15 protein-coding genes are annotated in these 19,418 nt (G+C 64.2%); 9 read left to right on the plus strand and 6 right to left on the minus strand.

Going from position 1 to position 19,418, the window contains the following annotated elements; genetic code table 11:
* Positions 1–51 precede the first annotated feature (51 nt).
* Both ACQ86E_RS10395 and ACQ86E_RS10400 read left to right on the plus strand, forming a co-directional pair.
* On the plus strand, positions 52–1,056 hold the full coding sequence (locus ACQ86E_RS10395; RefSeq protein WP_431205302.1) for a helix-turn-helix transcriptional regulator: 1,005 nt from the start codon (positions 52–54) through the stop codon (positions 1,054–1,056).
* Between the two features lie 137 nt (positions 1,057–1,193).
* Entirely contained in the window at positions 1,194–1,439 is a 246-nt protein-coding gene (locus ACQ86E_RS10400; protein WP_431205303.1) for a hypothetical protein, read from the plus strand.
* 57 nt (positions 1,440–1,496) lie between these two features.
* Here ACQ86E_RS10400 and ACQ86E_RS10405 read toward each other — a convergent pair whose 3' ends face one another.
* The 5 genes from ACQ86E_RS10405 to ACQ86E_RS10425 form a co-directional block, all read right to left on the minus strand.
* Positions 1,497–2,753: an EAL domain-containing protein gene (locus tag ACQ86E_RS10405; protein ID WP_431205304.1), complete on the minus strand. Its 1,257-nt coding sequence runs from the start codon at positions 2,751–2,753 to the stop codon at positions 1,497–1,499.
* Positions 2,754–3,043: 290 nt separating this feature from the next.
* Positions 3,044–3,994: a fatty acid desaturase gene (locus tag ACQ86E_RS10410; protein WP_431205305.1), complete on the minus strand. Its 951-nt coding sequence runs from the start codon at positions 3,992–3,994 to the stop codon at positions 3,044–3,046.
* A 15-nt stretch (positions 3,995–4,009) separates the two neighbouring features.
* Positions 4,010–5,026 carry an alpha/beta fold hydrolase gene (locus ACQ86E_RS10415; protein WP_431205306.1) on the minus strand — a complete coding sequence of 339 codons (1,017 nt, stop codon included), beginning with the start codon at positions 5,024–5,026 and terminating at the stop codon, positions 4,010–4,012.
* Positions 5,027–5,202: 176 nt separating this feature from the next.
* On the minus strand, positions 5,203–6,210 hold the full coding sequence (locus ACQ86E_RS10420) for a zinc-dependent alcohol dehydrogenase family protein (protein ID WP_431205307.1): 1,008 nt from the start codon (positions 6,208–6,210) through the stop codon (positions 5,203–5,205).
* 15 nt (positions 6,211–6,225) lie between these two features.
* Positions 6,226–7,839 (minus strand): acyl-CoA synthetase, encoded by a 1,614-nt coding sequence (locus tag ACQ86E_RS10425; RefSeq protein WP_431205308.1) that lies wholly within the window; start codon positions 7,837–7,839, stop codon positions 6,226–6,228.
* A gap of 211 nt (positions 7,840–8,050) precedes the next feature.
* On the opposite strand from ACQ86E_RS10425, the gene ACQ86E_RS10430 reads away from it, so the two are divergent.
* Entirely contained in the window at positions 8,051–9,256 is a 1,206-nt protein-coding gene (locus ACQ86E_RS10430) for an ABC transporter substrate-binding protein (RefSeq protein WP_431205309.1), read from the plus strand.
* A 58-nt stretch (positions 9,257–9,314) separates the two neighbouring features.
* On the opposite strand, the gene ACQ86E_RS10435 is transcribed toward ACQ86E_RS10430, so the two are convergent.
* On the minus strand, positions 9,315–10,259 hold the full coding sequence (locus ACQ86E_RS10435; protein ID WP_431205310.1) for a helix-turn-helix domain-containing protein: 945 nt from the start codon (positions 10,257–10,259) through the stop codon (positions 9,315–9,317).
* A gap of 263 nt (positions 10,260–10,522) precedes the next feature.
* Between ACQ86E_RS10435 and ACQ86E_RS10440 the strand changes: the two genes are divergently transcribed.
* The 6 genes from ACQ86E_RS10440 (at position 10,523) to ACQ86E_RS10465 (ending at position 19,282) form a co-directional block, all read left to right on the plus strand.
* Positions 10,523–12,424: an AMP-binding protein gene (locus ACQ86E_RS10440; protein WP_431205311.1), complete on the plus strand. Its 1,902-nt coding sequence runs from the start codon at positions 10,523–10,525 to the stop codon at positions 12,422–12,424.
* Between the two features lie 41 nt (positions 12,425–12,465).
* Positions 12,466–13,437 (plus strand): ABC transporter permease, encoded by a 972-nt coding sequence (locus ACQ86E_RS10445; RefSeq protein WP_431205312.1) that lies wholly within the window; start codon positions 12,466–12,468, stop codon positions 13,435–13,437.
* A 40-nt stretch (positions 13,438–13,477) separates the two neighbouring features.
* Entirely contained in the window at positions 13,478–14,494 is a 1,017-nt protein-coding gene (locus ACQ86E_RS10450; protein WP_431205313.1) for a sugar ABC transporter substrate-binding protein, read from the plus strand.
* A 77-nt stretch (positions 14,495–14,571) separates the two neighbouring features.
* Positions 14,572–16,695 carry an ABC transporter permease gene (locus ACQ86E_RS10455; protein WP_431205314.1) on the plus strand — a complete coding sequence of 708 codons (2,124 nt, stop codon included), beginning with the start codon at positions 14,572–14,574 and terminating at the stop codon, positions 16,693–16,695.
* Positions 16,692–17,789: a hypothetical protein gene (locus tag ACQ86E_RS10460; RefSeq protein ID WP_431205315.1), complete on the plus strand. Its 1,098-nt coding sequence runs from the start codon at positions 16,692–16,694 to the stop codon at positions 17,787–17,789. The genes ACQ86E_RS10455 and ACQ86E_RS10460 overlap by 4 nt, the downstream gene beginning before the upstream one ends.
* A complete protein-coding gene (locus tag ACQ86E_RS10465) occupies positions 17,786–19,282 on the plus strand; it encodes a sugar ABC transporter ATP-binding protein (RefSeq protein ID WP_431205316.1) in 1,497 nt (498 codons plus the stop codon). The genes ACQ86E_RS10460 and ACQ86E_RS10465 overlap by 4 nt, the downstream gene beginning before the upstream one ends.
* The last annotated feature ends 136 nt before the right edge of the window (positions 19,283–19,418 follow it).

The raw sequence follows: 19,418 nt of genomic DNA on the forward strand, positions 1-19,418 counted from the left end.
CTTGTAGCCGAGCATACCTGACATCTTGTGTCAGGTATGCTTTAAGGGACCATGCGCGCGAGCCGGATGCTGTCGATCCTCACCACCCTTCAGGCCAGAGGGCGGGTCACCGCGCCCGAGCTCGCGGAGGCGTGCGAGGTCTCGGTGCGCACGATCTACCGCGACATCGACGCGCTCGCGGCGTCCGGCGTTCCGGTCTATGCCGATCGTGGCGCCGAGGGCGGCTATCGCCTGCTCGATGGCTATCGTGTGCGGCTGAACGGTCTGTCGCAGAGCGAGGCGGGCGCGCTGTTCCTTGCGGGATTGCCGGGCCCGGCCGCGGCGCTCGGCCTCGATGCCGCGATGATCGCCGCGCAGAACAAGGTGATGGCGGCGCTGCCGGCGAATCTGCGCGAAGATGCCGGGCGGATGCAGGAGCGTTTTCACCTCGATGCGCCCGGCTGGTTCGGCGAAGCGGAAGAACCCCGACATCTGCGCACCATCGCCGGCGCGACTCTGCGCGGAACACTGGTCCAGATTCGTTACCAGAGCTGGCGCGCCGAGAAGCAGCGCCGCGTCGCGCCGCTCGGCCTCGTGCTGAAGGGCGGCAGCTGGTATATCGCGGGCCTGGTCGACGGCAGCGTGCGCACCTATCGCGTTGCCCGCGTGCTCGACTGCACCGCGCTCGACGATCGATTCGACCGCCCCGCCGATTTCGACCTCGCCGCCTATTGGCAGGCCGCGACGTTTCGCCTCGAAGCCGAGATGCATCCGAATGTCGCGATCGTCCGGCTGTCGCCGTTCGGTGTGAAACTGCTCGATGCGCTGAGCCAACCTTACGTCAAGTCGCGCACGCAGCTCGAAGAGACCGCTGACGCTGACGGCTGGCGCATCGCCAGAGTGCCGACCGGCAAGACGTCATGGCATGCCGCGGCCGAATTGCTGCGGCTTGGGCCCGAGGCCGAAGTGCTGGAGCCGGCCGATCTGCGCCAGAAGATGGCGGAGCTGACGCAGGCCATGACCGCGCGTTATCGCGCATCGACGCCTGACGCGAAGCGAGTGGCGCGGAAAGCCTGATATCGGCGCATGTCGCCGAGGTCCACGAAACAATCCTGAAACACGATTCTCCTCTCCCCGCGTGAACGCGTTCGCGCTTCGGCTCGACCGAGATGCAGGGACACAACAACGGCCCCGCGCCACACTGGAGAATGACAATGTTTCGTAAGCTTGCACTTGGTCTGATCGCCGCCGCTTCGCTCGGCGCTGCCGCTCTCGCGCCCACGGCCGCGTCGGCGCACGGCATCCACCCGCATTGGGGCCATGGTTGGGGCCCGGGTTGGGGCTATGGCGGCATCTACGTCAACACCGGCGTCAACAACTGCTACCAGGAGCGCGTCGTCCGCACCCGCCATGGCCTTCGCGTCCGCGTGGTGAATGTCTGCGCGTACGGGATCTACTGAGCACGCCCTGCATCGGCTGGCGCAGCCCCGGTCGCCCAGCGACCGGGGTTCGTCACCTCAGTTCGCGAGAGCCGTCAGCCCCGGCTCGCCGCGTCGTGGCAGCGCCGCGGAAGCCGCCTGCTCCTCTACGAGAGAATTACGCTGCGATATCCACCTTTCGGCGCTCGATCGCCGCAGCGACGGCGCGAAGAAGAAGCCCTGGGCAACGTCGCAGCCTATCCGGCGTATGATCTCGAGCGCTTCCGAACTCTCGACGCCCTCGGCAACGACCTTCATGTTGAACGCCTTCGCAAGCGCCACGGAGGCATCGACGATCTTCATCATGTCGTCATCGGATTCACAGCCCTTGATGAAGGACTGATCGATCTTCAGTTCGCTGAACGGCAGCCGCGCCAACGCTGCGAGCGACGAATAGCCCGTGCCGAAATCGTCGATCGCCGTCCCGATATTCTTGATCCGCAGCCGCACCAGAATGTCGTTGGCACGATCGACGTCGGCCATCGCCGAGGTCTCGGTGATCTCCACCGTCAGGGACGATGGAGAAACGTTTTCGCGCCGCAGGATCTCCTCGATTCGGTCCGGCAGGGTCAGATCCGACATCAAGGAGCCGGAGATATTGACGGCGACAGTGAAGCCGGGAGTGCGTTCGATCAGCTTGCGGCCCTGCGACATCGCCGACGAGAGAACGCGGTCCGTCACTTCGCGCATGAGACCGGATTCCTCGGCGATTGGAATGAAGACCAGTGGCGAGATCATGCCGAATTCGGGTGTACGCCAGCGTGCGAGCGCTTCGGCGCCGACGACCTTTCCGGTCTGAAGCCCGATCTTCGGCTGGAACTCGACGAAGAACTCGTTGTCGGCAAGGCCGCGCAGAATTCTCTCCGGCGTGATTTGGAGTGACGGCGTGGCGGAGGTCGCCACCGGCGGCGACCGCTGCGGCAACTCCAGCGCACTGCGCAGGCGGTTGAGATCGAGCGGTTTGGTCAGGCAGCCGCCGAGCGAGAGCTTCAGCCCGTTCACGACCCTGCGCGTTGCCTTCATGATGCGATCGTCGCAGCCACTGATGATCACGATCGACATCTCGCGAAGATCTCGCTCCGCCACGAAACGCAACAACTCCACTCCGTCGCGCTCGCCGAGCGACAGGTCGAGTGCCATGACTTCGAAGGTGTCGCGGGCCAGGAGTTCGGTCGCGGCCTCGTACGAAGAAGCCACGACGGTGTCGTAGCCGAGTTTCGCGCCGATCTTGCCGATCAGGACGCGCTGCATCAGATCGTCATCGACCACCAGAAGACGGTCTCTCGTCGCGTTCATCACCAATCTCTCCCCGATGTCGGTCGCGTTGATGGTGCGAACGTTAGAGCGGCGGCATCGACGGGGCGTGAATGCCAGATCGCTAAAACTTTCTCGATCCGGAAGGATTCGTTAAGGACGTTTCTGGAGCGTCCAAGCCGTTGATTTTGATCGAGATTTATGAACCGCTGGACGGAGCGGTATCGGAATGTTCCGTCCCATCCGAAGATGCGATGAACACGCCGTAAAGCAGCCTATCGGAAGCCGGCAGAAGCACGACAAACTACGGAGCCGGCATCACCGGCGCTCCGTCACCTGACCGCCGGCCGATGCTTGCGAAACCAGGCCCAGGTCTCGCGTGTCGTTCTGATGTAGCCACGGCCGCGATAGACGATCTCGCCGTCGACGATCTCGTTCAGCCTCGGCAGCGCATGAAACGGGATCGACGGATAGGCGTGGTGCTCGACGTGATAGGGCATGTTCCACGCGAACCATTTGACGATCGCGCCGGTATAGGTGGTGCGGGTGTTCTGGAACGCGCTGCGCGTCGTGTCGCAGCCGGTATGCTCGGCGTAGAGATAGGGCCGCAGGAAGAACTGCCCGATGATCAGCGGCACGATCCAGATCCAGAGCAGCAGCGCCGATCCGAACCACAGCGACAGCGCGAGCATCAGCGCATAGAGCGCGACATAGGCCCGCGATTCGGTCACGATGGTGGCGCGCTTGCTTTCGGGAATCCAGGGCACGACGACCCTGCCCGTGACGGCATGGCCGAGCATCAGCCGGAGGCGGCCGGCGACCTGAAGCAGGCCGCTATAGGCGATCGCGAGCTGCGTATCGGTGGCCGGCTTCACGCCGACGATCAGCTCCGGGTCCTTGTCCGGATCCTGGGTGTAGCGGTGATGGTCCCAGTGAAACAGGCAGTAATATTCGTACGGCAATCCGATGATGAAGGCCGAGAGATTGCCGACCGCGAGGTTGAGGCCACGGCTTCTGAACGCAGTCTTGTGCGCGGTCTCGTGCACCGCCATGAACAGGAAGGCGACCAGATAGCCCTGCACCGCCATCAGCGGCAGCGCCCAGAGCACGCCGTAGCTCGACGTGATCTTCCAGATCAGCGCACCGACCAGCACGATCATGCCGTAATGGCCGAGGCTTTGGGCGGCCCCCCTGAGATTCGAGCGCACCGACAATTCGCGCAGCATCGCCGGCGTCAGCGGCTTGAGGCGGTGTCCGGGTTCCGAAACGTTCGCGTCGCTCATGGTCGGATGCCTGCCCTACTTGCTCAGAAGCGCTGCGATCTCGGCCTTGATGAAGGCCTGGTCGCGCGGATTGTTGACGGGATTGCCGGCACGATGGCCGTGCAGCGACGGGATCGGATGCAGCACGGCCGATTTCGCGTTGGCCAGCTTGCCAAGCTCGTCCTCGTTGTCGCGGACGTCGAAATAGCGGTCGGTGGCGCCCGGCATCAACAGCATGTGCGCCTTGATCGCCGCGAGCGCGCGGTCGAGATCGCCGCCAAAGGCGGCGCAGCGGCTGATGTCGCCGCCCTGCCAGATCCCGACCTGTGCCAGCAGATCGTTGGCGTCACGCCGTGCAAACGCGGCATCCCAGGCACGGACGAGATAGTCCTCCAGCGAGGTGAAGCCGGCCTCGCGCCAGACCTCGTCGCGATAGAACCCGTGCGACATCGCCCAGCCGGCATAGACGCGCCCCATGGCGCGATAGCCGGCCACGGGCTTCTCGACGAAGCGGCCATCGCGGAAGGCGGGATCGGCAGTCAGAGCGGCCTTCACGCTTTCGAGGAAAACGTAGTTGTAAGGCGCGCATCGCGCACTGCCGCAAACGATTGCGGCGCGCGCGACCATGTCAGGATGCAGCGCTGCCCAGTGATAGGCCTGCATGCCGCCCATCGACCAGCCATAGACAAGAGCCAGCCTTGTGATGCCAAAGCGCTCGATGAGCAGCCGATGCTGAACCGCGACGGCGTCGTGATAGCTTAGTTGCGGAAACGGCACGGCCGAGTTCGACGGCGAGGACGACAGCCCGTTGCCGAACAGGTTCGGGATGATGATGAAATAACGCGCGGGATCGAGCACGCCGTCGGGCCCAATGAGCCACTCGGTATCAAAATGCTGCGCGCTGAACGAGGTCGGGTAGAGGATGACGTTGTCCTTGGCCGGGCTGAGCGTGCCGTAGGTCTGGTACGCCAGCTTCAGCGCGGGGAAGACAGCGCCGGACTGGAGCGCGACGTCGCCGGCCTCGAAGATTTCGTAGTCGCGCTGTGCCGTCATCGATCAACCCTGCTCACGCGGCCGCAAACTATGCCCGCCGAAACAACGATGCATCGATCGTGCCGGTCCAGCAAACGCATCGTTGCGTCGTATTTAATAATGTACCTATAGTACAGTTATTAAATCGATGCAACGAGCCATCCAGGGTCTTTCGCCTCCAACCAACCGAGCGCTTGCTACGGAAACTCCACGACGATCTTGCCGAAGTGCCCGCCCCGTTGCATCAGGCGTAGCGCGTCGGGCACGGCGTCGAACCCGAACACACGGTCGATCACCGGTCTCATGGCGTTGCGTCCGACCGCGGCTGTCATATCCTCGAACATCCGGCGGCTGCCGACCGACAGGCCGGTGACGTGCAGGTTCTTGGAAAACAGGGTGGGGATCGCGATCTGCTGCGAGACGCCGGAGAGCACGCCGATCACCAGAATATTGCCGCCGACCCGCGCAGCCTCGAGCGATTGCGCGAAGGTGTCCTTGCCGCCGACCTCGACGACATGGTCGACACCGCCGCCCCTCCACTCCGAAGCCGCCTTGCCCCATTCCGGCACCGAACGATAGTTGATGGTGTGGTCGGCGCCGAGCGCACGCGCGCGTTCGAGCTTCTCGTCACTCGACGACGTCACGATCACACTCGCGCCGGCGAGCTTTGCGAACTGCAGTGCGAAGATCGACACGCCGCCGGTGCCCTGGACCAGCACGGTATCGCCGGGCCGCACGTTGGCTTCCTCGAACAACGCGCGCCACGCCGTGAGCCCGGCGCAGGGCAGCGTCGCCGCTTCCTGGTAGGAGAGATGCGAGGGAATGCGGCTGACACCCTCGGCGTCGAGCACCATCACCTGCTGCAGCACACCCGGCCGCGTACCGCCAAGCGCGTAGCGGCGGCTGGCCGCAGACACCTTGCCGTCGATCCAGGACTGGAAGAACATCGGACAGACGCGGTCGCCGACTGCGACACGGGTCACGCCGTCGCCGACCGCGATGACCTCGCCCGCGCCATCCGAGAACGGGATCAGCGGCAATCTCGTGACGCCGCCCTTGCCTTGCACGGTGATCAGATCGCGGTAGTTCAGCGATGCCGCCTTCATCCGCACCGCGACCTGGCCCGGACCGGGCACAGGCTCGGGCAGATCGGCGAGTTCCATCCCCTCGATCGACCAGTCGCGCGCGACCTGCCAGACCTTCATGACGATCGCTCCGTCTCAGGTGCCAAAGCTCTTCTGGACCGCCTTGTCGAGCGTCTCGCCGCCGACGAAGCGCTGGCGCAGCTCGCGCTTGAGCAGCTTGCCGCTCGGATTCTTCGGCAGGCTATCTACGAAGATCACGCGCTTGGGCACCTTGAAATGCGCCATCTGGCCGGCGCAGTGCTTCACCACCGCTTCCTCGTCGAGCGTCTCGCCGGCCTTGACCACGACGATCGCGGTGACCGCCTCGATCCAGCGCGGATCGGGCAGGCCAACGACGGCAACCTCGGAGACCGCGGGAATGCGATAGACCATCTCCTCGACCTCGCGGCTGGCGACATTCTCGCCGCCGGTCTTGATCATGTCCTTGACGCGGTCGACCACGGTGATGTGGCCTTCGTCGTCGACGGTGGCGAGATCGCCGGAGTGAAACCAGCCGCCGGTGAAGGCAGCCGCTGTCTTCACCGGGTCATTGTAGTAACCGGACAAGAGATGCGGCGAGCGGTGCACGATCTCGCCGATCTCCCCGACCTTCACATCCTCCATCGCCGCGTTGACCACGCGCGTCTCGACATTGAGCACGGGCTTGCCTGCCGAGCCGGCCTTGCGCAGTTGGTCCTCGGGCCGCAGCACGGTCGCGAGCGGCGCGATCTCGGTCTGGCCGTAGAAATTCCAGAATTTGACGTTGGGCAGGCGGCGCTGCAGTTCGAGCAACACCTCCACCGGCATGATCGAGGCGCCGTAATAGCCCTTCTGCAGCGTCGACAGGTCGCTCTTGTCGAAGTTCGGCGAGCGCAGCATCGCGATCCAGATCGTCGGCGGCGCGAAGAACGACGTGATCCTGTGCGTCTGGATCAGCGCCAGGATGTTGTCGGCGGCCGGCTTGCCGGTGATGACGCCGGAGGCGCCGAGATACACTTGCGGTCCCAGGAACACATCGAGCTGCGCGCAATGATAGAGCGGCAGCGCGTGCAGGAACTTGTCGTCGACGCTCATGCCGCCGTCGATGATGCAGCTGACATACTGCCACATCACGGCTTCATGGGTCAGCATCGCGCCCTTGGGCAGCGACTCCGTGCCGCTGGTGTAGACGATCTGCGCGAGATCGCGGCTGTCGACGGACGCTTCCAGAAACGAGCTATCGGCATCCAGGAGACCGTCGAAGGTGGTGAGCCCCGCCGGCGCCGTGGCAAGATCTTCGCCCGGCAGCCAGATCATCTTCTCGACCGCGCAATCCCTGGCGCTTGCGGCCTTCGCCGGCTCGACGAAATCGGGGCCGGTCGCGAGCAGCTTTGCGCCGGAGCTCTTGAGGATGAAATTGATCTCGTCCGGATTGAGCATGAAGTTGATCGGCACCAGCACCGCGCCGATCCGCGCCAACGCGAAGCGCAGCGCGGCGAACGCATGCGAATTGCGCGAGAGCACGGCAACGCGATCGCCCTTCCTGACGCCGAGGCCGAGCAGGCCACGGCCGAGCCGGTTGCAGATCGCGTCCATCTCGGCAAAGGTCCAGCTCACATTGCCGCAGCTCACCGCAAGCTTGTTCGGCTCGCGACCTGCCGAGCGGCGCAAGAGATCGCCGATGGAGTGCTCGCGCGCTTTCGAGATGGTGGCTGCGGTATCGTTCGGCATTTCCGTCCCCCGGGAATTTCAATCTGCGTGACGGCCGACTCAACGCTCGTCAGACCACATCGCTTACGCATTTCGCGTTTGCCCAAAGGGTAGTCGGCGTAACCTGCCGCGTCAAATCATCCGAAGCCGCGGCGCCGTTACGCAAGAATTGACGCTTTGGAGAAGCAACTCTAGGCTCGCGCACCAAAATATAAGAACGGGGGAAGTATCCATGCATCGAATTGCGCGCGCCGCTATTGCGGCCGGGCTGCTGGCCGGGCTCGCCATCGAACCGGCTCTGGCCCAGCAGACGCCGCTCAAGATCGGCGTGCTCTCCGATTTCTCCTCGGTCTATTCCGACATCGGCGGACAGGGGAATGTCGAGGCCACCAAGATGGCCATCGAGGATTTCGGCGGGCAGATGTTCGGCAAGCCAATCGACATGATTGCGGCCGACGTGCTCAACAAGCCCGACGTCGCCTCAACCATCGCACGCAAATGGTGGGAGACCGAAGGCGTCGACATGATCATCGACCTGCCGACCTCCGCCACCGCGCTCGCGGTGATGGAGCTATCGAAGCAATATGAGAAGATCATGATCGTGACGGACGCGGCGAGCTCCGACATCACCGGAAAATCCTGCTCGCCCTACACCGCGCACTGGACCTACGACACCTATTCGAACGCCCACACCGTCGGCAGCGCCATCGTCAAGAACGGCGGCGACACCTGGTTCTTCCTCACCGCGGACTATGTGTTCGGCCATTCGATCGAGCGTGATACCGGCGACGTGGTGAAAGCGGCCGGCGGCAAGGTGCTCGGCAGCGTCAAGCACCCGCTCAACACGGCCGATTTCTCGTCCTTCCTGCTGCAGGCCCAGGCCTCCAAGGCCAAGATCATCGGGCTCGCCAATGGCGGCGGCGACACCATCAACGCGATCAAGCAGGCCGGCGAGTTCGGCATCGTCGCCGGTGGCCAGAACCTGGCGGCGATCGTGATGTTCATCTCCGACGTTCACAGCGTCGGGCTGAAGCTGGCGCAGGGCCTGATCATTACGGAGGCCTATTACTGGGACCTCAACGACAAGACCCGCGCCTTCGGCAAACGCTTCATGGAGCGCGTCAAACGCATGCCGACGATGAACCAGGCCGCCACCTACAGCGCGACGCTGCACTACCTCAAGGCGGTGCAGGCCGCCGGCACCAAGGACACCAAGACGGTGATGGCGAAGATGCGCGAGCTGCCGGTGAAGGATGCCTTCACCGACAACGGCATCCTGCGCGAGGACGGCCGCATGGTGCACAGCATGTTCCTGTTCCAGGTGAAGAAGCCCGAAGAGTCCAAGGGTCCATGGGACTATTACAAGCTGCTCGCCGAAGTGCCCGCCGACCAGGCCTTCCGTCCGCTGAAGGACGGCGGCTGCCCACTGGTGAAGTAACACTGACGACGACGGACCTGCATCGCCGCGCGCGGTGCAGGTCCGCAGATGTCGCCCTCTAGCGCCGTCGCAGGTCCGACGGGCTGTGGCCGAACTTCCTGCGGAACGCCGTGCTGAAATACGACGAGCTGCTGAAACCGAGCTGATAGGCAACTTCAGTGATCGACAGCGACCGCAACTCCGGTCGGGTCAGCACGTCGTAGCAGCGCTGCAGCCGGCGATCCAGGATCCATTCGGACACCGAGACATCCGTCAGCCGAAAGAGATAATGTAGATGTCTGAGCGAGACGCCATTGCTCTTCGCGATCTTCTCCAGCGACAGATCGGCATCGGCAAGGTGCGCTTCGATCCACGCCTTGACCGAGCGCAGGCGGGCCTGCTGCGCGCTGGCATCCTCCGAGAACTCGTCCCGCTCGCCCATGTCGAGCGCCAGCGCCAGCACGTCCATCAACTCACCACCGAGTCGCGCGCGTGCGGTCTCGTCAAGCGAACCGCCTTCTGCCGCAAGCGTCGCGCAGAATTCGGCGGCGATCCGCCCGAGGCCGCGGCCGGTCGCCATCGTCGTGACGACAGGCAGGCGCCCGTCACTGAAACGCGTGGAAAATTCCTTGCGCGGGATTTCGAGATAGAGCGATCGCACCCTGCCGACGCATTCGAGATCGTAGGCCTCGGAGGCCGAAAAGATCGCGCTGACACCGGGATTCGACAGCAGGGTCTGACCCGCCTGCAGCACGTTGACCCGGCCCTGCTGGACGAATTCGACGTAATAGCAATCCTTGTCGAGTTTTGCGATGTGCCGCTCGCGGCGCGAGATGCGCTGCTCCGACAACAGGACATCCGTCATCGTAACGGCACCGAAGCGGGCCTCGCGAATGAAGCCGTGATAGTCGGAGCGCTCCTCGGCATTCACGTCGACATGGACGTAGACATCGCAGATCGCGCCTTGCCACGCAGCGTAGCGTTTGGCCGGCTCCAGATCGTCGGTCGAAAATACCAGGTTCATCGTCCGCCCATCAATTGCAAGGCCATGATGAACGTCGTTTGTGCATCGCACAAGCCGGCCAAGCTCCGAGATTCTAGATCGCCGCCGCCTACACGCAAGACCGGTTTGCGCGGAGAAGCAAAAGCTTTGCGCTCCGGAGCAAGCCGCGTTCCGGCATGTGGCCTATGAAGAACAAAAAGCAGTACACAAAAATAGGCGGGAAACGTTCGCTTGCGTCAGGTCCAGTCAACTGCTGCACAGCTTGCCGTGCCGCCCGAATGGCGATGCCCGTGAGCAACGCCTCGTCGTCGCAAATCACAACGCGGTTCACGCGGCCGGTCAAGACCATCGCCGATATCGAGGCGCTGGAGCAGCGGCCTTACGACTCCCTCATCCCTGCCCGCAATCTCCTGAACCTGTTCGAGGCCACGGCGCGCTTGCATCCCGACCGTCCCGCGCTGACGGTACTGACCAGGGGATCGCGCGAGCCTGATGCCGTCACGCTGACGCATCGGCAATTGCTTGCGGACATCATTCGCGCCGCCAATCTGTTCAGGTCGCACGGGATCGGGAAAAGCGGCGGAACGGCCGCGTTTCTCTGCCCGATCCTGCCGCCGCTGTTTCCGGCTTTGCTCGGCACCCAGGTCGCGGGCATCGCCAGCTCGATCAACTATCTCCTCAACGAAGACGCGATCGCCGACCTGCTCGAGGCGCAGAACGCGACCGTGCTGGTGATCCCGGCCGAAGCGGCCGATCGCGCCATCTGGACCAAGGCGGCCAATGTCGCGCAGCGCGTCCCATCGCTCAAGACGATCTTGGTGATCGGCGCGGATGGTCTCCTGCCTGGAGGTTTTCTGAACTACGACGAGGCGGTCGCGCGCGCGCACGACACGCCGGACTTCGAGCCCTCGACCGATCGCGCCGCGATCTGTGCGCTCTTCCACACCGGCGGGACCACCGGGCGGCCGAAACTGGTTCGGCTGACGCACGGCAACCAGATCCACGCCGCCTGGAGTTTTGCGCAGGTGCACGGACTGGACGAGCTGGATGCCGCCGTGAACGGCTTTCCGCTGTTTCACGTTGGCGGCACCATGACGCTCGGCCTGTCGATCCTCGCGGCCGGCGGACACGTGATCATACCCTCGCCCTACAGCCTCCGAAGCCCCGATGCGATCCGCGATTACTGGCACACTGTCGAGCGGTTCGGCGCGACCATCGTCAGCGGCGTGCCGACGTCGATCGCCGCGCTTGCAGAAGTGCCGGTCGGATCCTCCGACATCAGCACCGTCCGCATGGCGCTCACCGGCGGCGCCGTGGCGCCGAAGGCGGTCAGCGAGCGGTTTCAGGCACGCACCGGCATCACGCTGTTCGAGACCTACGGCATGACGGAGACCGCGGCTGCAATCGCGTTCAATCCGGGCCGCGGAGCGCCGGTGCAGGGCAGCGTCGGCTTCCGGGCGCCGTTCGCGAAGACTAAGATCGTCGCTCTTGATGATGCCGATTGGAAGACGGAATGTCCGCCGCTCACCAGCGGGCTCGTCCTTGTCAGCGGCCCTCAGGTGTTTCCCGGCTATCTCGATCCCCGGCAGAACAAGGGCGTGCTGACCGACGACAACTGGATCGTCACCGGTGACGTCGGCTATCTCACGCCGGACCAGCGCCTGGTGCTGACGGGACGCGAAAAGGACCTGATCGTGCGGAGCGGTCACAACATCGATCCCGCCGCCATCGAGGACGTCGCCAATGCCTTTCCGGGCGTGCAGATGAGTTCGGCAGTCGGCATGCCGGACGCCTATGCCGGCGAAGTGCCGATTCTCTTCGTGGTGCCGTCGCCGGGACAGACCATCGACCTCGCAGGGCTGCGCGAGCATCTCGAGCGCAACGTCAATGAACCTCCCGCGAAGCCGAAGCGCGTCGTGCTGCTCGAAAGCCTTCCGGTCACCGCGGTCGGCAAGATCTTCAAGCCCACGCTCCGCGACCTCGCCGTTCAGGAGAAGGTCAGGAGCGAGATCGACCGCATCTTCGGCCCGGACACCGCGGCGGAGATTCGCGTCGAGAAGGATGCGAGGCTGAATACGCAGGTCCACGTCACGGTGAACTCCAATGATCAGGATCGGGGGAAAGCACTCGCCGAGAGCCTGACGCCGCTTCCACAGACCTATCGCATCGAGACCCGATCGTCATAACGGACCCGCAGAGGCCGGCGTCGAAGAAAGGCAACACTGGGATGAAGCGTATTCGGTTCAATCAGCAGGAAATCGTCTTCGCGGTCTTTGCGCTGCTGTTCCTGCTGTTCTCGATTTTCCTGCGCGGCTTTCTCACGCCGGAAAACATGCTGACGCTGCTGCAGAACGTCTCCGTGCTCGGCATCCTCGGCCTCGCCATGGCGATCGTCGTGATCGGGCGAGGCATCGACATCTCGCTGATCGCGGCGCTCGCGGTGCCGCCGGGACTGGTCCTGCAGATGGTGCAGAACGGTCACTCGCTGCCGGCCTCGCTGCTGACCGCCGTGCTGCTCGCGATCGCCTTCGGCCTCGTCAACGGCTGGCTGATCGCCTACGCCGAAGTCCCTTCGCTGTTCGCGACGCTGGCGACGGGCCTTCTGCTGGCAGGTCTCGGGCAGGCCGCGCTGTTCCAGCTCGACGTCGTGCAGTGGAGCCCGGGCATGGACGGCTTCGAGCGGCTCGGACAGGGCACCATTCTCGGCATTCCAACGTCGATCTGGATGTTCGCGATCGCCTGCGTCGTGGTCGCCTTCCTGCTGCGGAAGACGCGCTGGGGCGCCTATATCTACGCGATCGGCGATAATCCTTACGCCGCTCGCGTAACCGGCATTCCCTCCCGCCCGATCGTCGTCCTGCAATATGTGATCACCGCCCTGATCGGCTGCTTCGCCGGCCTTGTGATGGCGGCATCGGTCAATTCGATGCCGACCCGCATCTTCAACTCGACGCTGATCTACGACGTCATCCTGGTCGTCGTGCTCGGCGGCATCGGCCTGTCGGGCGGACGCGGCGGCGTGCTGAACGTCGTCATCGGCACGCTGGTGATCGGCACGATGCTCAACGGCATGACCATCATGGACATCTCCTACGCCGGACAGAATCTCATCAAGGGTGTCGTCCTGCTGCTCGCCGTCATCACGGACTCCTTCCTGAATCCGCGCAACGAAGAAACGGCACAACAGGGCGACATCTGAGCCACCGACCATAACGATAATTACAACCAAGGAGGAAACAATGAAGTATCTCGGCAGCCCGACAAAGGTCATCGTCGCCACACTGGGCCTTGCGGCCATGACCGCGCCAGCACTCGCCCAGCAGGGCCTGGACGAGCCGTTCCAGAAGCCGTTCAAGGAGGCGCTGGCTGGCAAGACCGTGGCCTACGTCCCGGTCGCCATGAACTTCGACCTCACCGAGGGCTGGTATGCCGGCCTGAAGAAGGAGCTCGAGCCGTTCGGCGTCAAGTTCGTGATCCGCGACGCCAACTGGAACACCAATGCCGGCGCTCAGGCCGTGACGTCGCTGATCTCCGAGAAGCCGGCGGTCATCGTCGTCCATAATCCGGACGTGCAGACTTACGCCAAACTGCTGCAGCGCGCCGAAAACGAGGGCATCTACGTCATCCAGATCAACATGGGATCGGCCTATCGCAGCTCCGCCTTCGTCGGCGCCAACTGGGTCGAGATCGGCGAACGCCAGACCGAGGGCGTGGTCAAGGCCTGTCAAGGCAAGTCGAACAAGATCGCGATCATCCAGGGCGCCCTGTCGGCCGCCGCGAGCGCCTACACGCTGAAGGGCGTCGAGAACGTGCTCGCCAAGCACCCCGAAATCAAGGTGGTGTCCAGCCAGGCCGCCGATTGGGACGCCGCCAAGGCCAAGGCCATCACGCAGACAGTATTGAAGCAGAATCCGGATCTCTGCGGCATCGTCGGCTTCTGGGACGGCATGGACATCGGCACCGCCGCCGCGGTCAAGGAAGCCGGTCTCACCGGCAAGGTGTTCGTGGCGACCTCGGGCGGCGGCGAGCGCAAGGGCGCCTGCGAGCTGGTCAAGTCCGGCGCGTTCGATCTCAACATGAGCTACGACGTTCCGACCCAGGCGGCGCAGATGGCCGGCACCATCAAGTGGCTGCTGTCGTCGGGCGTCAAGCCCGGCTCGGTCAAGGGTTCGGAATACACCACGCTGATTCCGATCACCAAGGAGAACGCAGATAACCAGATGACCTGCTGGAATCTCAGCGACCTCAAGAAATAGTCGTCGCGACGCAAGACCAAGGCGTCCCGGACGATCTCACGTCCGGGACGCGGTCCCGAAACTTGCAAGGTCCTGGAATGCCGATGCGCGATACCCTGACAAGCCTGCGTTACCGCTACTGGCCCGATCATCTCCTCGGCGAAATCCTGTCCAAGCGATGGACGGAGACGGCGATTCCGGTGATCCTTCTCCTGATCGTTGGCCTCGCGCTCAGCCGATCCATCGACAACTTCCTGTCGCCTGCGAGCTTCGCTGACACCGCACGGCAGGCCGGAGAGATCGGTTTCATCGCGCTCGGGCTGGCGCTGGTCGTCATCGTCGGCGGCATCGATCTCTCCGTCGGCTCGATCTTCGCCCTGACCGATTTTTGCGCGCTCTACTGCCTTGACGTTCTGGGCTGGCCGGTGCCGGCGGTGATCGCCGCCACGCTGCTCTGCGGCGCCCTGCTCGGCGCCGTCAACGGCGTGCTGATCGGGTATCTGCGGCTGCGCGCTTTCATCACCACGCTGATCACCCTGATCATCTACCGTTCGGCCTACGATCTGCTGATCCAGCGCTATTCCAACGCGATCGCGTCGGCCTTCCCCGACATCCCCTCGTGGGATTTCATCGGCGGCGGCAGCGTGTTCGGCATCCCCACTGTCGCGCTCGTCTATATCGTCATCGCCATCTTCGGCCACATCTTCCTGACCCGGCTCCGGCCCGGCTGGCACATCACGGCGATCGGCGGCTCGCGCCGCTCGGCGTACAATTCCGGCATTCCCGTCCGCCGCACCATCGCGCTCTGCTACGTCGCAAGCGGCGTACTGACCAGCATCGGCGCGCTGTTCTTCGCATCCCGGCTCGGCACCGTCGGCGGCGATATCGGCGTCGGCCTCGAGGTGATCGTGCTGACCGCGACGGTGCTGGGCGGCATCACGCTCGGTGGCGGCAAGGGCTCGGTCGCCAAATCAGCCGTCGGCGTGCTGATCGTGCTGCTGGTCACCAACGGCCTGACCACCATGAACGCACGCGGCGGCGTCAACCGGATGGCGCTTGCCGGCATTTTGCTGGTCGCCGCGATGGTCGACATCCGCTGGCAGAAGAATCGGACCCGCATCATCAGCAAGGTCTATGTCGCGCCGACCTATCATTCGCTGCCGCCGCCACCACCGACCGAGATCGGACAAGGCGGCCCGTTCGAGCAGAACGACAAGCTGCGCAACGTCGAATCGATCGGCCTCGGCCGCATCGAGGCGCCGGAGGACGTCATCCTCGATCGTCACGACAATCTCTATGCCGGCTCGCGCCATGGCGACATCATGCGCTTCCTGGCGCCCGACTATCAGAAGATGGAGGTGTTCGCCCATATCGGCGGCCAGCCGCTCGGCATGGCCTTTGACCGTGAGGACAATCTCTACGTCTGCATCGGCGGCATGGGACTTTACCGTATCAAGCCCGACGGCACGGTGGAGAAGGCGACCGACGAGACCAACCGCAGCATGCGCTCGGTGAACGACGACAGCCGGCTACGGCTTGCCGACGACCTCGACATCACCGACGACGGCCTGATCTTCTTCTCGGAAGCCACGGTGCGTTACGAGATGGACGAGTGGCCGATCGATGGCCTCGAGGCACGCGGCAACGGCCGCATCATCTCCTACGACACCAGGACCGGCACAACGCGCACCGAGCTGCGCGGCCTCAAATTCCCCAACGGTATCTGCGTGGCCTCCGACGGCCAGTCGATCCTGTTCGCCGAGACCTTCGGCTGCTCGATCAAGCGCTATTGGTTTGCGGGACCGAAGAAGGGCAACGTCGAGGTCGTGATGGACAATCTGCCGGGCTACCCCGACAACATCAACCTCGCCTCCGACGGCAATTACTGGCTCGCGCTGGTCGGCATGCGCAGCCCCTCGCTCGACCTCGCCTGGAAGATGCCGGGCTTCCGGCGCCGCATGGCCAAACGCGTGCCGGTCGATGAATGGCTGTTCCCCAACATCAACACGGGCTGCGTGGTCAAGTTCAACGAGCAGGGCAAGATCGTCGAATCGTTCTGGGACCTGCATGGCGAAAACCATCCGATGATCACCTCGATGCGCGAGCATCGCGGCTATCTCTATCTCGGCGGCATCCTCAACAACCGGATCGGCCGTTACAAACTCGACAACGCCGATCCGGACTTCGTCCAGTATGACAAGCGGTGGGGGAAGCAGTCGTGATCGCAGCCGTCAGGGAGTTCGCCAACCGTGTTCTCGGGCGCGGCGACGCCACCATCACCGTGCCGTCCTTCGACGGCGCGCTGAAGCCGAACCAGAAGCTGGAATCCGCCGAGACATTGTTGGCATGCGAGGCACCGGAAGATCTCGCCACCGATGGAAGCAATATTTTCATCGCGGACGGCGCGCGGCTGATGCGGCTGGGCGGCGGCGCGGCTTCGGAGGTTCGCAGCTTCGAGCGGCCGATCTCGGCGCTGTGTGCCCTGCCTGGCGGGGGACTTGCGGTCGCGCTCGGGGGACGCGAGGTTCGGCTCTATTCCAGCCCCTCGGCCGAGCAGCCCACCGTGACGTTTGCCGATGCCGCCTTCAACGCAGTTAACGCGCTGGCCTTGGCGAATGACAACACGCTCATCGCAGCCGATGGCTCAGTAACGTGTGGCGTCGACGACTGGGCGCGCGACCTGATGGAGCTCAATCGCACCGGCCGCGTGTTCAAGCTGGACCCGGGAGCCAAGACCGTGACACCGCTGGCGCAAGGGCTCGGCTATGCCTTCGGCGCGTGCGCGCATGGCAACGGCGTGCTGGTCAGCGAGAGCTGGCGTCATCGCCTCGTGCTCGTGGCGCCGGACGCACCGCCGCGGACCGTGCTCGCTCACCTGCCCGTCTATCCGTCGCGTCTCGCGAAGGCCTCGGGCGGCGGTTACTGGCTCACGGCTTTCACTGCGCGCACCCAGCTCGTCGAGTTCGTGTTGCGCGAGCCGGCCTATCGGCGCCGCATGATGGCCGAGATCGATCCGGCGTACTGGGTCGCGCCGCGCCTGCGCTCCGGCATCTCCTTCAAGGAGCCGATGCAGGGCGCGCACATCAAGACGATGGGCGTCATCAAGCCGTGGGCGCCGCCCCGCTCCTACGGCCTCGTCATCCGCCTCGATGCCGAAGGACAGCCGCTCTATTCGCTGCATAGCCGGGTCGATGGCGTCAATCACGGCGTCGTCGCGGCCGTCGAAATGGGCGGCGATCTCATCCTGATCGCGAAGGGACCGGGCCGCGTGCTGCGACTGCCGCTCGCCGGGCTTGCCGAGGAGTTTGGCTCATGAGCGACATCGCACTTTCGCTGCGCAAGGCGACCAAACTCTACGCCGGCGTCCCCGCCATCGACGGGGTCGACTTCGAGCTGCGCCGCGGCGAGATCCACGCGCTGGTCGGTGAGAATGGCGCCGGCAAATCGACTCTGACCAAGGTGATGGCAGGCGTGGTGACGCTGACCTCGGGCACCATGACGGTCGACGGCGCCGACGTCGCGCCAAGGACCCCACTGGAAGCGCGCAATCTCGGCATCGCCATGGTGTTCCAGGAGAACAGCCTGGTGCCGACCATGACGGTCGCGCAGAACCTGTTTCTCGGGCAGGAGAAGTTCTACAACCGTCTGCGCGGCATCTACATCGCCGCACAGCAGTTCCTGCAATCGCTCAATTTCGACGTCACGCCGACCGCGACCGTCGGCGGTCTCGGGGCGGCCAAGAAGCAGATGGTGGAAATCGCGCGCGCGGTCCTGCACCGCGCCAAGGTCATCATCTTCGACGAGCCGACCGCATCGCTGACGCCGGAGGAGAAGAAGTACTTCTTCGACCTCGTCCGCGATCTCAAGAAGCGCGGTGTCTCGATCGTCTTCATCTCGCACGCCCTGGAAGAGGCCCTGCTGCTCGCCGACCGCATCACTGTCCTGCGCGACGGCAAGCATGTCGTGACCGACGACGCCGCCAAATTCGATCGCGCCGCCATCATTCAGGCCATGGTCGGCCGCGACCTCTCCAACACGCTCTACGGCGCCCGAAAGAGCACCGTGCGGCCGGCCGGCGCGCGCGTGCTCACGGTGCAGAACCTGAAGATGGCGCCGATGGTGAAGAACAATTCGCTGTCAGTGTTCGCAGGCCAGATCACCGGCGTGTTCGGCCTCGTCGGCGCGGGCCGCACCGAGACGTTCAAAATCGTCTCCGGCGTGCTCAAGCGCGACTTCTTCCACGGCGGCGAGATCCTGCTGCACGACAAGCCGGTGCGTTACCGGGTGCCGGCGCCGGCGGTCAAGGCCGGCATCGCTTATGTCACCGAGGATCGAAAAGTCGAAGGCTTCTTCGAAACGTCCTCGATTGCGCGCAACATTTATCTCGGCCTGCTGTCGAAATTTCCCAAGGGCCGCATGATCCTGTCGCGGCGGGAGACCGATGCGGTGGGCAAGACCTGGATCCAGAAGCTCAGGGTTCGCGCCATCGGCGACCACGGCAAGGTGGTCGAGCTCTCGGGCGGCAATCAGCAAAAGGTCGTGATCGCCAAATCGCTGGTGCAGGAGCCGGACCTGATCATCTTCGACGAGCCGACGCGCGGCGTCGACGTCGGCGCTATCGTCGAGATCCACGAGTTGATCAATCAGCTCGCCGACGAGGGCAAGGCGGTCGTGGTCATCTCATCCTACCTGCCAGAGATCATGGCTCTCTCCGACCGCATCCTGGTCTCGCGGCAGGGCAAGGTGGTGGAGGAGTTCTCCGCGCTCGACGCGACGGAGGAGAGGATCATGTACGCGGCTATCCACTAGGCGCCTCCCGAGCTTTCCAGGCCGGCAGACTGCCGGAACCTTGAGCAGAGGGACCGTTCGCGCGGTCTGATCTGCATCAAGTTGGGCTGCAAAAATCGCTGCCATGTTGCGCCGGCCCTTCCGCACGATGAGCGGC

It is taken from the genome of Bradyrhizobium betae (assembly GCF_050632175.1).
Taxonomy (GTDB): Bacteria; Pseudomonadota; Alphaproteobacteria; order Rhizobiales; family Xanthobacteraceae; genus Bradyrhizobium; species Bradyrhizobium betae_B.

What these genes read in the sequence shown, in the direction of transcription:
- ACQ86E_RS10395 (WP_431205302.1), top strand. Translation starts at nt 52, where the DNA reads ATGCGCGCGAGCCGGATGCTGTCGATCCTCACCACCCTTCAGGCCAGA.
- ACQ86E_RS10400 (WP_431205303.1), top strand. Translation starts at nt 1,194, where the DNA reads ATGTTTCGTAAGCTTGCACTTGGTCTGATCGCCGCCGCTTCGCTCGGC.
- ACQ86E_RS10405 (WP_431205304.1), bottom strand. Translation starts at nt 2,753, where the DNA reads ATGAACGCGACGAGAGACCGTCTTCTGGTGGTCGATGACGATCTGATG.
- ACQ86E_RS10410 (WP_431205305.1), bottom strand. Translation starts at nt 3,994, where the DNA reads ATGAGCGACGCGAACGTTTCGGAACCCGGACACCGCCTCAAGCCGCTG.
- ACQ86E_RS10415 (WP_431205306.1), bottom strand. Translation starts at nt 5,026, where the DNA reads ATGACGGCACAGCGCGACTACGAAATCTTCGAGGCCGGCGACGTCGCG.
- ACQ86E_RS10420 (WP_431205307.1), bottom strand. Translation starts at nt 6,210, where the DNA reads ATGAAGGTCTGGCAGGTCGCGCGCGACTGGTCGATCGAGGGGATGGAA.
- ACQ86E_RS10425 (WP_431205308.1), bottom strand. Translation starts at nt 7,839, where the DNA reads ATGCCGAACGATACCGCAGCCACCATCTCGAAAGCGCGCGAGCACTCC.
- ACQ86E_RS10430 (WP_431205309.1), top strand. Translation starts at nt 8,051, where the DNA reads ATGCATCGAATTGCGCGCGCCGCTATTGCGGCCGGGCTGCTGGCCGGG.
- ACQ86E_RS10435 (WP_431205310.1), bottom strand. Translation starts at nt 10,259, where the DNA reads ATGAACCTGGTATTTTCGACCGACGATCTGGAGCCGGCCAAACGCTAC.
- ACQ86E_RS10440 (WP_431205311.1), top strand. Translation starts at nt 10,523, where the DNA reads ATGCCCGTGAGCAACGCCTCGTCGTCGCAAATCACAACGCGGTTCACG.
- ACQ86E_RS10445 (WP_431205312.1), top strand. Translation starts at nt 12,466, where the DNA reads ATGAAGCGTATTCGGTTCAATCAGCAGGAAATCGTCTTCGCGGTCTTT.
- ACQ86E_RS10450 (WP_431205313.1), top strand. Translation starts at nt 13,478, where the DNA reads ATGAAGTATCTCGGCAGCCCGACAAAGGTCATCGTCGCCACACTGGGC.
- ACQ86E_RS10455 (WP_431205314.1), top strand. Translation starts at nt 14,572, where the DNA reads ATGCCGATGCGCGATACCCTGACAAGCCTGCGTTACCGCTACTGGCCC.
- ACQ86E_RS10465 (WP_431205316.1), top strand. Translation starts at nt 17,786, where the DNA reads ATGAGCGACATCGCACTTTCGCTGCGCAAGGCGACCAAACTCTACGCC.